General features: G+C 69.8%; 11 protein-coding genes and 1 tRNA gene. 11 read left to right on the forward strand and 1 reads right to left on the reverse strand.

All coding sequences use genetic code 11. The features are described 5' to 3' along the window. Nucleotides 1-344 precede the first annotated feature (344 nt). The 3 genes from H9658_RS22275 to H9658_RS22285 all read left to right on the forward strand — a co-directional run bounded on the left by H9658_RS22275 (nucleotide 345) and on the right by H9658_RS22285 (nucleotide 3090). Nucleotides 345-1511, forward strand: coding sequence for an N-acetylmuramoyl-L-alanine amidase (locus tag H9658_RS22275; protein WP_191826996.1), 1167 nt, complete (start codon nucleotides 345-347; stop codon nucleotides 1509-1511). A 74-nt stretch (nucleotides 1512-1585) separates the two neighbouring features. After that, nucleotides 1586-2533 (forward strand): GTP cyclohydrolase FolE2, encoded by a 948-nt coding sequence (gene folE2 / locus H9658_RS22280; protein ID WP_191827012.1) that lies wholly within the window; start codon nucleotides 1586-1588, stop codon nucleotides 2531-2533. After that, entirely contained in the window at nucleotides 2530-3090 is a 561-nt protein-coding gene (locus tag H9658_RS22285) for a gamma carbonic anhydrase family protein (RefSeq protein WP_179564256.1), read from the forward strand. The genes folE2 and H9658_RS22285 overlap by 4 nt, the downstream gene beginning before the upstream one ends. Nucleotides 3091-3176: 86 nt before the next feature. On the opposite strand, the gene H9658_RS22290 is transcribed toward H9658_RS22285, so the two are convergent. Continuing rightward, nucleotides 3177-3251: transfer RNA gene (locus tag H9658_RS22290), tRNA-Glu, on the reverse strand. Between the two features lie 103 nt (nucleotides 3252-3354). Between H9658_RS22290 and pcnB the strand changes: the two genes are divergently transcribed. The 8 genes from pcnB to H9658_RS22330 all read left to right on the forward strand — a co-directional run bounded on the left by pcnB (nucleotide 3355) and on the right by H9658_RS22330 (nucleotide 14343). After that, nucleotides 3355-4698 (forward strand): polynucleotide adenylyltransferase PcnB, encoded by a 1344-nt coding sequence (pcnB, locus tag H9658_RS22295; protein ID WP_237651029.1) that lies wholly within the window; start codon nucleotides 3355-3357, stop codon nucleotides 4696-4698. Beyond that, nucleotides 4695-5207: a 2-amino-4-hydroxy-6-hydroxymethyldihydropteridine diphosphokinase gene (gene folK / locus H9658_RS22300; RefSeq protein ID WP_179564257.1), complete on the forward strand. Its 513-nt coding sequence runs from the start codon at nucleotides 4695-4697 to the stop codon at nucleotides 5205-5207. The genes pcnB and folK overlap by 4 nt, the downstream gene beginning before the upstream one ends. Before the next feature lie 31 nt (nucleotides 5208-5238). Continuing rightward, nucleotides 5239-6057: a 3-methyl-2-oxobutanoate hydroxymethyltransferase gene (gene panB / locus H9658_RS22305; protein WP_191826997.1), complete on the forward strand. Its 819-nt coding sequence runs from the start codon at nucleotides 5239-5241 to the stop codon at nucleotides 6055-6057. Continuing rightward, nucleotides 6054-6893 carry a pantoate--beta-alanine ligase gene (panC, locus tag H9658_RS22310; protein WP_191826998.1) on the forward strand — a complete coding sequence of 280 codons (840 nt, stop codon included), beginning with the start codon at nucleotides 6054-6056 and terminating at the stop codon, nucleotides 6891-6893. Before panB ends, panC begins: the two co-directional genes overlap by 4 nt. A 465-nt stretch (nucleotides 6894-7358) precedes the next feature. After that, nucleotides 7359-7739: an aspartate 1-decarboxylase gene (panD, locus tag H9658_RS22315; protein ID WP_003470181.1), complete on the forward strand. Its 381-nt coding sequence runs from the start codon at nucleotides 7359-7361 to the stop codon at nucleotides 7737-7739. After that, nucleotides 7736-9250, forward strand: coding sequence for a glucose-6-phosphate isomerase (gene pgi, locus H9658_RS22320; RefSeq protein ID WP_179564260.1), 1515 nt, complete (start codon nucleotides 7736-7738; stop codon nucleotides 9248-9250). The genes panD and pgi overlap by 4 nt, the downstream gene beginning before the upstream one ends. A gap of 593 nt (nucleotides 9251-9843) precedes the next feature. After that, nucleotides 9844-12435, forward strand: a complete 2592-nt coding sequence (locus tag H9658_RS22325) for a glycoside hydrolase family 3 protein (protein WP_191826999.1) — start codon at nucleotides 9844-9846, stop codon at nucleotides 12433-12435. A 345-nt stretch (nucleotides 12436-12780) separates the two neighbouring features. Then, nucleotides 12781-14343 carry a sodium/sugar symporter gene (locus H9658_RS22330; RefSeq protein ID WP_179564264.1) on the forward strand — a complete coding sequence of 521 codons (1563 nt, stop codon included), beginning with the start codon at nucleotides 12781-12783 and terminating at the stop codon, nucleotides 14341-14343. The last annotated feature ends 1 nt before the right edge of the window (nucleotide 14344 follow it).

Raw genomic sequence — 14344 nt, forward strand, 5'->3', positions numbered from 1 at the left:
ATGCGGCCGCGCCGGCGCACGCGGCGCCGCGCCCGGCGCGATCGCCGGCAGTGCGGCATCGCCTGCGGTCACGCCGCGGCGCCATCGCCCCTGTTGATGGCCGCGCCGGAAAGACCGTCTGCACTTGCCCGGCAGCTGCGCCCTCGCAGCTGCCGGCCTGTGCCGGCAAGCACCATCCCGTCTGCCAGCTGACTGCCGGTCGCAATGCGATGGCGGTCGCACTGCGTCCGCGATATGTTACTTAGTAACATTTTGCCGTGGAGCATTGCAGTGTCTGGTCGCGACTTTCGGTTCGGCTCCGGCTACATCCGCGATTTCCGCTCCGCGCCAGGGCGAGGCCGCGCATGAATCGGCGCGAATGGCTGGGGATGGCGGGCACCGCACTGCTGCTGGCGCCGGCCTGGGCGCGCGCCGGATCGCCGCCCAGGCTGACCGACGGCCACCTGGAAACCGATGACGGGCGCCTGCGTTTGCGCCTGCAGCTCGACGCGACGGTGGACTACCGGGTGTTCGCGCTGTCCGATCCGGAGCGGCTGGTGATCGATCTGCCGGGGATCGCCGCGCCGGCGCCGCCGATCCTGCTGCCGGAACCCGACGCGGTGGTCGCCGCGATCCGCAGCGGGGCGCAGGCCGATGGCCTGCGCATCGTGCTGGACCTGCGCCGGCCGGTCACCGCCAGCGCGCACTGGGACACCGATGCGGGGGTGTCGCCACGGTTGCTGCTCGATCTCGGACCGGCCGACGCCGCGGCTGCCGCGCCCGTTGCCGCGCTCGTCGTGCCGCCGCGCACCGCGATCGCGACGCCGTCGCGGCCGCGCGTGGTCGCCATCGATGCCGGCCATGGCGGCAAGGACCCTGGCGCGGTCAGCGCCGATGCCCGTTACGAAAAGCACGTGGCGATGGCCGTGGCCGGGCGCCTGTACCACGCGCTGCAGGCCGACCCGCGCTACCGGCCGACCCTGATCCGCAGCGACGACCGTTTCGTGCCGCTGCACGAGCGGGTGGTGATCGCGCACCAGCGCAAGGCCGATCTGTTCGTGTCGATCCATGCCGATGCGGCGCCCAATCGCAGCGCGCAGGGCGCTTCGGTGTATGCGCTGTCGGAGAACGGCGCCAGCTCGGCGCTGGCGCGCTGGATCGCCGACAGCGAGAACAGCGCCGACCAGTACGGCAACGTCGCCGAGCGCTATCTGCGGCAGAAGGACCCGGTGCTGTCGAAGGTGCTGGTGGACCTGTCGATGAGCGGCACCATCGCCACCAGCCTGCAGTTCGGCAAGCACATGCTCGGGCGCCTGCAGCAGGTCACCCGGCTGCACCAGGGCGATGTCGGCCAGGCCGGCTTCGCGGTGCTCAAATCGCCGGACATTCCGTCGTTGCTGGTCGAGACCGGCTTCATGAGCAACGCCGACGATTGCCGCCGCCTGGTCAGCGACCGCCACCAGGAGGAACTGGCGCAGTCGCTGCAGTTGGGCATCGACGACTACTTCCAGGCATTTCCGGTGCATGCCTGAGCCGCTGCCGGCGCATGGCGCCGCCGCTTTATTCCTTCCCCTTTGCTGGCCTTGCCAATCCGATGAACCTGCCGATTCCACCGCCGTTGCCCGACGTCGCCAGCAGCGAACCGTCCACGATCGTCGCGCCGCTGCACTGGGTCGGCATGGACGGCATCGCCTTGCCGGTCCGCCTGTGCGACACGGCCGACACCGAGCCGCTGCCGGCGCAGGCGGCGCTGCATGTCGATCTGCCGGCGGCGCAGGTCAAGGGCATCCACATGTCGCGGCTGTACCGGCTGCTGGACGAGCATGCGCAGCAGCCGCTGTCGCCGTCGCGGCTGGCGCAACTGCTGCACGCGATGGTGCACAGCCATGCCGACTGCGCCTCCACCGCGGCGCGGGTCGGCTTGCGCCTGTCCCTGCTGCGGCGCAGCCCGGCGCTGCGCAGCGAAGGCCTGGCCGGCTGGAAGGCGTATCCGTTGCGGATCGACGCGCTGCTGCGCGGCGCCAGCGTGCGCATCGAGGTCGGAGTGGAGGTGGTCTATTCCTCCACCTGCCCGTGTTCGGCGGCGCTGGCCCGGCAATTGCTCAGTGCGGCGTTCCTGCAGCAGCATGCCGGGCAGCCGTCGCTGCAGCGCGAGGCCGTGGCGGACTGGCTGCTGCGGCACGGCAGCCATGCGACCCCGCACAGCCAGCGCAGCATCGCCACGCTGCGCGTGGCGGTGTCGCCGCGCGCGGTGCGCTTCGACCTGGACGCACTGATCGCGCTGGCCGAGCAGGCCCTGGCCACGCCGGTGCAGGCCGCGGTGCGGCGCGCCGACGAACAGGCCTTCGCCCGCCTCAACGGCGCCAACCTGATGTACGTGGAGGACGCCGCGCGGCGCCTGCAGCAGGCGCTGGGTGCGCGCTACCGGAGCGTGCGGGTGCAGGTGCGGCACCTGGAGAGCCTGCACCCGCACGACGCGGTGGCCGAGGCCGGGGCTCCCGAACGCGGATGTGGCGATCCGGACCCGTTCGCGGCGGGCGAGGGCGCCCGATGATCCGCCGCAATCCGCGCGGCGACCTGCCGGTGGTCGACGAGAGCGCGTTCGTCGATCCCACCGCCATCCTGTGCGGGCGGGTCGTGGTCGCCGCGCACGTGTTCATCGGCCCGTATGCGGTGATCCGCGCCGACGAGACCACCGCCGACGGCGATATCGAGCCGATCCACATCGGCGCCTACGCCAATATCCAGGACGGGGTGGTGATCCACTCCAAGGCCGGCGCGGCGGTGCTGATCGGCGCGCGCACCTCGATCGCGCACCGCGCCATCGTGCACGGGCCGTGCACGGTCGGCGAGCGCGTGTTCATCGGCTTCAACAGCGTGCTGTTCAATTGCGAGGTCGGCGACGGCTGCGTGGTCCGGCACAACGCCGTGGTCGACGGCTGCGATCTGCCGCCGGGGTTCTACGTGCCCTCGACCGAGCGCATCGGGCCGCGCACCGACCTGTCGAAGATCGCGCGGGTCAGCGTCGCGGCCAGCGAATTCTCCGAGGAGGTGGCCGCGACCAACATCCGCCTGGTCGAGGGCTACCGGCGCCTGCGCAACCAGTGGTGAGCGCACCCGGTGCGGGGCCGGCCCCACAACGCAAAAGCCCCGCCAGGGCGGGGCTTTTGTGGTTTTCGCTGCAGGCGAGGCGGCGATGGTGCTCCCTAGGGGGCTCGAACCCCTGTTTTAGCCTTGAGAGGGCCACGTCCTAACCATTAGACGAAGGGAGCAGGTTGGTCGCATCGATTGCAGGGCGCTAGTATATGGGGCTAGCCGCCCGGCGGCAATCCCGCAACTCGATACGGAAGCGCCATCATCAATCCGCCAGTTCCTGTGCCGTTCACCCTGCAACTGATCCCGCGCGATCAGCACAACGTCTCGCGCAAGGACATCAGTCCCAATGCGTTGCGCGTGCTGTACCGGCTGCGCGAAGCCGGCTTCGGCGCGTACCTGGTCGGCGGCGCGGTCCGCGACCTGCTGGTCGAGCTGCAGCCCAAGGACTTCGACGTCGCCACCGACGCCACCCCCGAACAGGTCAAGCAGCTGTTCCGCAACTGCCGCCTGATCGGCCGCCGCTTCCGTCTGGCGCACGTGGTCTACGGCCGCGAGATCATCGAAGTGGCCACGTTCCGCGCCAACGTCGACGACGGCAGCGGCGACCGCGAGCTCGACAACGGCCGGCTGGTCCGCGACAACGTCTACGGCAGCATCGAGGACGACGCCGTACGCCGCGACTTCACCTGCAACGCGTTGTACTACGCGATCGAGGATTTCTCGGTGCGCGACTACACCGGCGGCTTCGCCGACGTGCAGGCGCGGCTGATGCGCATGATCGGCGACCCCGAGCAGCGCTATCGCGAAGACCCGGTGCGCATGCTGCGCGCGGTGCGCCTGGCCGCCAAGCTGGACTTCGAGATCGAGCCGAGCACCGCCGAACCGATCCCGCGCCTGGCCGGGCTGCTGGCCGAAGCGGCGCCGGCACGGCTGTTCGAGGAAGTGCTCAAGCTGTTCCTGTCCGGCGACGGCGTGGCCAGCTTCGAAGGCCTGGAGCGCTACGGCCTGCTCGCCGCGCTGTTCCCGGAAAGCGCCGCGGCGCTCCATTCCAACCGCAGCGGCGCGCTGCGGCGGATGCTGATCGAAGGCCTGCGCAACACCGATGCGCGGGTGGCCAACGACGAGCCGGTGTCGCCGGCGTTCCTGTTCGCGCTGCTGCTGTGGCCGGCCTACTGCCGCGCGCTGATGGCGCTGCAGAAGCAGGGCATGCAGCTGGAGGAGGCGCAGCGCCGCGCCGCCGACCGGGTGACCCTGCACCAGCTGAGCACGGTCGCGCTGCCGCGGCGCTTCTCGCTGCCGATGCAGGAGATCTGGCTGCTGCAGTCGCGCTTCACCTCGCGCCAGAAGAAGCGGGTGGTGCGCACGCTGTCGCATCCGCGCTTCCGCGCCGCATTCGATTTCCTGATCCTGCGCCAGTCGGCCTCGGCCGAGCACGAGGCCGACATCGCCTATTGGCGCGAGCTGCAGCAGCAGCCCGGCTATGCGCCGCCGCCGCGCGGCTTCGACCCGGAGATCGACTACGTCGGCGACGAGGTGGCGATGGCCCCGGCCGACAGCGAGGAAACCCCCAAGCGCCGCCGGCGCCGGCGCCGGCGTCCGGATGCCGCCGCACCGGCCGAGTGAGCGCCTCGCCTGGTCCGGCGCCGGTGCAGGCCTGCATCGGCCTGGGCGGCAACCTCGGCGATGCCGTCGCGACCCTGCGCGCGGCCATCGCCGAGCTGGACACGCTGCCGCACACGCGCCTGCTGCGCGCCTCGCAGCTGTACCGCAGCCCGGCCTGGGGCAACCAGGCGCAGCCGGACTTCATCAATGCCGCGGCCGTGCTGAGCACCGCGCTGCCGGCGTTGGAGCTGCTGCAGGCGCTGCTGGCGCTGGAAGCCCGCCACGGCCGCCAGCGCGCGCCCGGCGAGCGCTGGGGCCCGCGCACCCTGGACCTGGACCTGCTTTTGTACGGCGACGCGGTGATCGACCTGCCCGGGCTGCAGGTGCCGCACCCGCACCTGCACCAGCGCGGCTTCGCCTTGCTGCCGCTGGCCGAGATCGCCGCCGAGGCGAGCATCCCCGGCCATGGAACGGTGCGTGACATACGCGACCGCATCGAAACCGACGGGATCGTGGCAATCGGTAGATAATGCCCGGCTTATCACCGCACCGCATGAGCTTATGAGCAGCCACGCCGACAGCAAGCCCTGGACCGTTCCCGCCCTGGCCGAGGCCAAGCGCCGCCAGCAGAAACTGGTGATGCTGACCGCCTACGACGCCGGCTTCGCGCGCGCGTTCGACGCCAACGGCGTGGACCTGATCCTGATCGGCGATTCGCTGGGCATGGTGGTGCAGGGCCACGACTCGACCCTGCCGGTGACCGTGGACGACATCGTCTACCACACCGCCGCGGTGGCGCGGGTGCTGCAGCGCGCGCTGCTGGTGGCCGACCTGCCGTTCCAGTCCGACGCCACCCCGGAGCGCGCGCTGGACGCCTCGACCCGGCTGCTGCAGGCCGGCGCGGAGATGGTCAAGCTGGAGGGCGCCGGGCACAAGCTGGAGGTGATCCGCTTCCTCAGCGAGCGCGACATCCCGGTGTGTTCGCACCTGGGCCTGACCCCGCAGTCGGTGCTGACCTTCGGCGGCTACAAGATCCAGGGCCGCGAGGAGGCCGCCGCGGCCAAGCTGCTCGCCGACGCCAAGGCGGTGGCCGCCGCCGGCGCCGCGCTGCTGGTGCTCGAATGCGTGCCGTCGCCGCTGGCGGCGCGGATCACCGCCGAGGTGGAGATCCCCACCATCGGCATCGGCGCCGGTCCCGACTGCGACGGCCAGGTGCTGGTGCTGCACGACTTCCTGGGCCTGGACAGCGGCCACCGGCGGCCGCGCTTCGTCAAGGATTTCCTGGCCGACGGCGGCTCCATCGCCGGCGCCGTGCGCGCCTACGCCGACGCGGTGCGCGCCGGCACCTTCCCCGACGCCGAACACGCCTACGCCAAATGATCGAGACCATCACCGACCTGGCCCGGCTGCGCGCCGTCGTTTCCGGCTGGAAGCGGCAGGGCCTGCGGGTGGCCTTCGTGCCGACCATGGGCAACCTGCACGCCGGGCATTTCTCGCTGGTGATGCTGGCCCGGCAGTACGCCGACCGGGTGGTGTCCAGCGTGTTCGTCAACCCGACCCAGTTCGGCCCGAACGAGGACTTCACCCGCTACCCGCGTACCCCCGAAGCCGACACCAGCGGCCTGGAAGGCGCCGGTTGCGACGTGCTGTGGCTGCCGACGGTGGAGAGCATGTACCCGCTGGGCGTGGAGCTGGCGCTGCGCATGCACACGCCTGGGGTCAGCGAAGTGCTGGAGGGCGCCTGCCGGCCAGGGCATTTCGACGGCGTGTGCACCGTGGTCGCGCGCCTGTTCAACCAGGTGCAGCCGGACCTGGCCGCGTTCGGCAAGAAGGACTACCAGCAGCTGGCGGTGATCCGGCAGATGGTCGCCGACCTGGCGTTCCCGATCGAGATCCTGGGCGGCAGCATCGTGCGCGAGGCCGACGGCCTGGCGATGAGCTCGCGCAACCAGTACCTGTCGGCCGAAGAGCGGCCGCGCGCGGCGCAGATCCGCCAGACCCTGCTGGCGATGCGCGACGGGCATGTCGCCGGGCAGCCGCGCGCCGCGATCGAGGCGGCGGCGACCAGGCAGTTGCAGGAGGTCGGCTTCGAGGTCGACTACACCGTGCTGCGCCTGCCCGACCTGAGCGAGCCGCACGACCAGGAAGGCCCGCGCGTGGCCTTGATCGCCGCGCGCCTGGGGCGGACCCGGTTGATCGACAATCTGGAGTTCTGAGCGCGGTAGCCGATTCGTTCGTCGCGGCTGAAGCCGCTCCTGCAGGGGTTTGTGGCGAGTCGGTCGGGTGCACTGTAGGAGGGGCTTCAGCCCCGACTGTGTCGTGTCCGAAGCCGTCAGGCCTGCCGCTTCGTTCGTCGCGGCTGAAGCCGCTCCTACAGGGGCTTGCGGCGAGTCGGCCGGGTGCACTGTAGGAGGGGCTTCAGCCCCGACTGTGTCCGAAGCCGTCAGGCCTGATGCTTCGCGACGCGATCCGCAACCGCGGGATCCGCCGCGCGACCGGCCGCGGTTGGCGTCGCTCGCATCGCGCATTGCCGCGTCAGGCAGCCAAATCATGTCCTGCGCTCGGCATGCCGGGACGCGCAGCGGACAACGCCACGCACCTGCCGCCAAGCCTTGCTGCCACTGCCGCTTAACCCCTCGGCTGCTAAACTGCACGTCTTTCCCCACCGCAGTAGCGCAAGCATGCAACTGAGCCTGTTGAAGACCAAGATCCACCGCGCCACCGTCACCCATTCGGAGCTCAACTACGAAGGGTCGATCGCCATCGACGGGCTGCTGCTGGACGCCACCGGCATCCGCGAGTTCGAGCAGGTGCATATCTGGGACGTCACCAACGGCGCACGCTTCAGCACCTACGCGATCCGCGCCGACGAAGGCAGCGGCATCGTCTCGCTCAACGGCGGCGCCGCGCGCCACGTGCAGGTCGGCGACCTGATCATCATCGCCGCCTTCGCCGGCATGAGCGAAGAGGAAGCCGCGCGCTTCCAGCCGACCCTGGTCTACGTGGACGGCGCCAACAAGATCACCCATACCAACCACAGCATCCCGAAGCAGGCCGCATGACACAGTCCAACGGTTTCGACGCACTGCACTCCCACGCCCAGCGTTTGCGCGGGGCGCGCCTTCCCGAATTGCTGGCCGCCGAGCCCGGCCGGGTCGAAGACCTGGCGGTGCAGGTCGGACCGTTGTACTTCAACTTCGCGCGGCAGAAATACGACCGCGCCGCGCTCGACGCGCTGCTCGCGCTGGCCGCCGAGCACGACGTGGCCGGCGCGTTCCAGCGCCTGTTCCGCGGCGAGACGGTCAACGTCACCGAGGGCCGTGCCGCACTGCATACCGCGCTGCGCGGCGAGCTCAGCGGCGCGCCGGTCGCGGCCGAAGCGAACGCCAGCGCACGCGAGGTACAGCAGCGCATGCGCGCGCTGATCGACGCGCTGGCGCAGACCGAGGTCACCGACATCGTCAGCGTCGGCATCGGCGGCTCCGACCTGGGCCCGCGCCTGGTCGCCGACGCGCTGCGCCCGGTCGAAGGCGCGCGTTTCCGCGTGCATTTCGTCTCCAACGTCGACGGCGCGGCGATGCAGCGCACGCTGGCCACGCTGGATCCGGCGCGCACCGCCGGCGTGCTGATCTCCAAGACCTTCGGCACCCAGGAAACCCTGCTCAACGGCCAGATCCTGCGCGACTGGCTCGGCGGCAGCGAGCGCCTGTATGCGGTCAGCGCCAATCCCGAGCGCGCCGCCAAGGCCTTCGACATCGCCGCCGGCCGCGTGCTGCCGATGTGGGACTGGGTCGGCGGACGCTATTCGCTGTGGTCGGCGGTGGGCTTCCCGATCGCGCTGGCGATCGGCGCCGACGGCTTCGAGCAGCTGCTGGCCGGCGCCGCGCAATTCGACGAGCACGCGCTGAACGCGCCGCTGCAGCGCAACGTGGCGGTGCTGCATGCGCTGACCACGCTGTGGAACCGCAACGTGCTCGGCTACGCCACGCAGGCGGTGATGACCTACGACCAGCGCCTGGCGCTGCTGCCGGCCTACCTGCAGCAACTGGTGATGGAGAGCCTGGGCAAGCGCGTGCGCCTGGACGGCAGCCCGGTGCAGGCCGATACCGTGCCGGTGTGGTGGGGCGGCGCCGGCACCGACGTGCAGCACAGTTTCTTCCAGGCGCTGCACCAGGGCACCAGCATCGTGCCGGCCGATTTCATCGGCTGCATCCACAACGACGATCCCTACACGGTCAACCACCAGGCGTTGCTGGCCAACCTGCTGGCGCAGACCGAGGCGCTGGCGAACGGGCAGGGCAGCGACGACCCGCACCGCGACTACCCCGGCGGCCGCCCGAGCACGCTGATCCTGCTCGATGCGCTGACCCCGCAGGCGCTGGGCGCGCTGATCGCGATGTACGAGCACAGCGTCTACGTGCAGTCGGTGATCTGGGGCATCAATGCCTTCGACCAGTTCGGCGTGGAGCTGGGCAAGCAACTGGCCAGTCAGCTGCTGCCGGCGCTGCAGGGCGAAACCACCGAGGTCGCCGACCCGGTGACGCGCGCGGTGCTGGCGCGCTTGCGCGGCTGAGGCGCGCTTTCGGGTGTCCTGCAACGGGGCCTTCGGGCCCCGTTCGTTTTTGCCGCGCGCCACGCTTTCGGTATCCGTGAGCGGACTCGTCCTGCACGGCAGGCGCCGACTGCCCGCTCGAGAAACCGCAGCGGGCTCACGCACCTTGCTTGTCGGTTGACCTGCCGCGCGATAGCGGAGAAAAGTCTGTGGGAGCGACTTTAGTCGCGACGAGCGGAGATGGGCGCTGCAATCGTCCGACTGGATCGGCGCTAAAAACGCTGCGTCGCGTGACGCAGCAGACCGTCCACAGAGGGCGCCATCGCCGCCGCAGAGTTGCGCAGTTCTCCGGCACGGCAGTGTTGCGGCGCAACAAGCGTGTTTGCCGGCGCGACCATGGCGGCGGCTGGCGATGCTGCGATCACGCGGCGGGCCGGCCTTGCCGGTATTCCATCGCTATAGCGCAATCCAATATCCGTAGCGGGGCAAGGCATACCTCGCGGCGTGGTTGACAGGGTCGGGGCGAGTAATGAAGCGTAGGCGCCGGTCGCGCATCTCGGGAGGGAGCGCGGCCGCCGTGTGTCGCGCGTTCGCCGTTCCTGGGAGGGAAGATCTTGCAAAAACAGTCCGCTGGCGTGTCTGCGCCGATTCGCAATGCGCTGGCCACCGCGGCCGCGCTGGGCCTGCTCGCGTTGGCCGCGGCCGGCCCCGGCCAATCGGCTCCGGCCGCCACTGCCGCCGCCGCCCCACCGCCGGCGATCCATCCGCAGCTGTGGCCGTCGCCGGCCTGGCCGCTGGCCGAGGACGCGGCGCTGGAAGCGCGTATTTCCAAGCTGATGGCGCAGATGACGGTGGAGCAGAAGGTCGGGCAGATCGTGCAGGGCGACATCGCCAGCATGACCCCGGACGACGTGCGCAAGTACCACATCGGCTCGGTGCTGGCCGGCGGCAATTCCGACCCCGGCGGCAAGTACGACGCCAGCCCGGCGGAGTGGCTGAAGCTGGCCGACGCCTACTACGCGGCGTCGATGGACAAGGGCAACGGCGGCCTGGCGATCCCGATCATCTTCGGCATCGATGCGGTGCACGGACAGAGCAACATCGTCGGCGCCACCTTGTTCCCACACAACATCGGCCTGGGCGCCACGCGAGACCCGGAGCTGATGCGCAAGATCGGCGCGGTCACCGCCGCCGAGACCCGCACCACCGGTATGGAGTGGACCTTCGCGCCGACCGTGGCGGTGCCGCAGGACGATCGCTGGGGCCGCACCTACGAGGGCTATTCCGAATCGCCCGAGGTGGTCGCCAGCTTTTCCGGCAAGGTGGTCGAAGGCCTGCAGGGCGTGCCCGGGCAGCCCGGCTTCCTCGACGGTTCGCACGTGATCGCCTCGGTCAAGCATTTCCTCGGCGACGGCGGCACCACCGACGGCAAGGACCAGGGCGATACCCGGGTCAGCGAGCAGCAGCTGCGCGACATCCACGGCGCCGGCTATCCGCCGGCGATCGCCGCCGGCGCGCAGACGGTGATGGCCTCGTTCAACAGCTTCAACGGCGTGAAGATGCACGGCAACAAGCCGATGCTGACCGACGTGCTGAAGGGGCAGATGCATTTCGGCGGCTTCGTGGTCGGCGACTGGAACGGCCATGGCCAGGTGCCCGGTTGCCGCAACGACGACTGCCCGGCCGCGTTCAACGCCGGCGTGGACATGCTGATGGCGCCGGACAGCTGGAAGGGCTATTACGAGAGCGCGCTGAAGGCGGTCAAGTCGGGCGAGATCCCGATGACGCGGCTGGACGACGCGGTGCGGCGGATCCTGCGGGTGAAGCTGCGGCTGGGCCTGTTCGAGGCCGGCAAGCCGTCGCAGCGCCCGCTCGGCGGCAAGTTCGAACTGCTCGGCGCGCCCGAGCACCGCGCGGTGGCGCGGCAGGCGGTGCGCGAGTCGCTGGTGCTGCTGAAGAACCAGAAGCAGCTGTTGCCGCTGAAGCCGCAGAGCAAGATCCTGGTTGCCGGCGACGGCGCCAACGACATGGGCAAGCAGGCCGGCGGCTGGACGCTGAACTGGCAGGGCACCGGCACCAAGCGCGCCGACTACCCGAACGGCAACACCATCTGGGAAGGCCTGCAGCAGCAGGTCAAGGCCGCCGGCGGCAGCGCCGAGCTGGCGATCGACGGCAAGTACCAGGCCAAGCCGGACGTGGCGGTGGTGGTGTTCGGCGAGAACCCGTACGCCGAATTCCAGGGCGACATCGCCACGCTGCTGTACAAGCCCGGCGACGACAGCGATCTGCAGCTGATCAAGAAGCTCAAGGCCGACGGCATTCCGGTGGTGGCGGTGTTCCTGAGCGGGCGTCCGCTGTGGGTGAACCGCGAGATCAATGCCGCCGATGCGTTCGTCGCCGCGTGGCTGCCGGGGTCGGAAGGCGGCGGCATCGCCGACGTGCTGCTGCGCAAGCCCGACGGCGGCATCCAGTACGACTTCCACGGCAAGCTCAGCTTCTCCTGGCCGCGCACCGCGACCCAGTACGCCAACAACGTCGGGCAGAAGAACTACAACCCGCAGTTCGCATTCGGCTATGGCCTGCGCTATGCCGACAAGGGCGATTTGATCCGCCTGTCCGAAGTCTCCGGCGTGTCCGGCGCGCAGGCGGTGGGCGGGGTGTACTTCGAGCGCGGCAAGCCGGCGGCGGGCATCAATATGGTCCTGCAGGGCGCCAGCCAGGCCAATCTGCCGGCGGTGACGACCCCGGCGGCGCTGGCCGACGGGTCGCTCAAGGTCACCGCGATCGACCACAAGGCGCAGGAGGATGCACGCCGGCTGGAGTGGTCGGGCAAGGGCAAGGCCGGGATGGCGCTGGTGCTGCCCAGGCCGCTGGACGTGTCGCGCGAGAGCAACGGCGACGTGCAGCTGATCCTGACCTTGAAGGTGGACGCGGCGCCGAGCGGCGCGACCCATATCGGCGTGGCCTGCGGCAATGGCTGTGCGGCGCAGGTCGATCTGGGCAAGGCGCTGGCGGCGCTGCCCAAGGGCGAATGGCGCACGCTGGGCGTGCCGTTGAAGTGCTTCAGCGTCGCCGGTGCCGATGTCTCCAAGCTGGAGCGGCTGCCGGTGATCGAGAGCGACGGCACGCTGGACCTGGCGCTGTCGCGGATCGCGCTGGGCGCCAGCAACGACGCGCAGAGCGTGGTCGACTGCCCGGTGCGCTGATACGCGCCTGACCAGGATGCAGCGGCGCCATCGCCGGATGGCGTCGCCTGCGACCGATACGGACGCAAGCGGCGCAGCGCGCAATGCCAGGGCTGCGGCGCAGGCGGATAGCGCCAGCCGCTGCCCGAACCGCCTGCTGCGTGGTCGCTGCGGCAGCGGTCGCAGCAGCGGCATCGGGCGACAGGACGCGCCGCGACAAACGATCCGCGCGACGGCCGATGCGCGACGGTACGGCGGCGGCGGCCGCTCGCGGTCGCGCTAGGCCATTCAAAGACAACGCCCGTCCTGTGCGGATGGGTGCATCGATACACAGGCGAAAGGGCCGCGGCCCGTGGGAGAAGTGCAGTGGGTCTGGCGACGTTGGATATTGCGATCGTATTGGTCTACCTGACCGGCATCTTCGTGCTCGCGCAGTGGGTGTCGCGGGAAAAGGCCGGGCACAGCAAGAGCGCCGAGGACTACTTCCTGGCCGGCAAGACCCTGCCGTGGTGGGCGATCGGCGCGTCGCTGATCGCGGCCAACATCTCCGCCGAGCAGATCATCGGCATGGCCGGTTCCGGCTATGCGATCGGCCTGGCGATCGCGTCCTACGAATGGATGGCGGCGCTGACCCTGCTGATCGTCGGCAAGTTCTTCCTGCCGATCTTCCTGCGCAACGGCATCTACACCATGCCGCAGTTCCTGGAGCAGCGCTACGGCAAGTGGATCCGCACGTTGATGGCCGTGTTCTGGCTGCTGCTGTACGTGTTCGTCAACCTGACCTCGATCCTGTGGCTGGGTTCGATCGCGGTGAGCCAGGTCACCGGCATGGACCAGACCCTGGCGCTGGCCCTGATCGGCGTGTTCGCGCTGGTCTACCAACTGTACGGCGGGCTCAAGGCGGTGGCGCTGACCGATATCGTGCAGGTCACCCTGCTGGTGCTGGGCGGATTGCTGGTGGCCGGGCTGACCCTGTCGCGCATCGGCGACGGTGCCGGCGTGCTGGCCGGGTTCAAGCACCTGTGGAACGCGCACCCGGAGCACTTCCACATGATCCTGAGCAAGGACAACCCGTTCTACAAGGACCTGCCGGGCCTGAGCGTGCTGCTGGGCGGGCTGTGGGTGATGAACATCAGCTACTGGGGATTCAACCAGTACATCATCCAGCGCGCGCTGGCCGCCAAGGACATCGGCGAGGCGCAGAAGGGCATCGTGTTCGCCGCGTTCCTGAAGCTGCTGATGCCGTTGGTGATCGTGGTGCCGGGCATTGCCGCGGTGGTGCTGGCGCCGGACCTGGCCAAGCCCGACCAGGCCTATCCGACCATGATGCAACTGCTGCCCAGCGGCATCCTGGGCCTGGTGTTCGCCGCGCTGGTGGCGGCGATCGTGGCTTCGCTGGCATCGAAGATCAATTCGGTGGCGACGATCTTCACCCTGGACTTCTACGCCAAGTTCCGCCCGCGCACCGAACAGAAGCAACTGGTGCGGGTGGGCCGCATCGCGGCGGTGACGTCGGTGCTGGTCGGCATCCTCACCGCGCGGCCGTTGCTCGGCAACTTCGACCAGGGCTTCCAGTTCATCCAGGAATTCACCGGCTTCTTCACCCCGGGCGTGGTGGTGATCTTCATGCTCGGCCTGTTCTGGAAGCGCGCCAACGAAGCCGGCGCGCTGACCGCGGCGATCGGGTCGGTGGTGCTGTCGTTCGCGCTGAAGTTCGCCTGGCCGGAACTGCCGTTCATGGACCGCATCGGCGTGGTGTTCGTGGCGGCGCTGGTGCTGGCGGTGGTGGTGTCGCTGGCGACTGCGGCCACGCAGGCGCGCGACCTGATCCGCACCGACGACGTCGGCTATGCCACCACGCTCGGCTTCAAGATCGGCGCGGTCGGCGTGGTCGCGATCCTGATCGCGCTGTACACGGTGTTCTGGTGAG

The organism is Xanthomonas bonasiae (genome assembly GCF_014836395.1).
Classification (GTDB): domain Bacteria; phylum Pseudomonadota; class Gammaproteobacteria; order Xanthomonadales; family Xanthomonadaceae; genus Xanthomonas_A; species Xanthomonas_A bonasiae.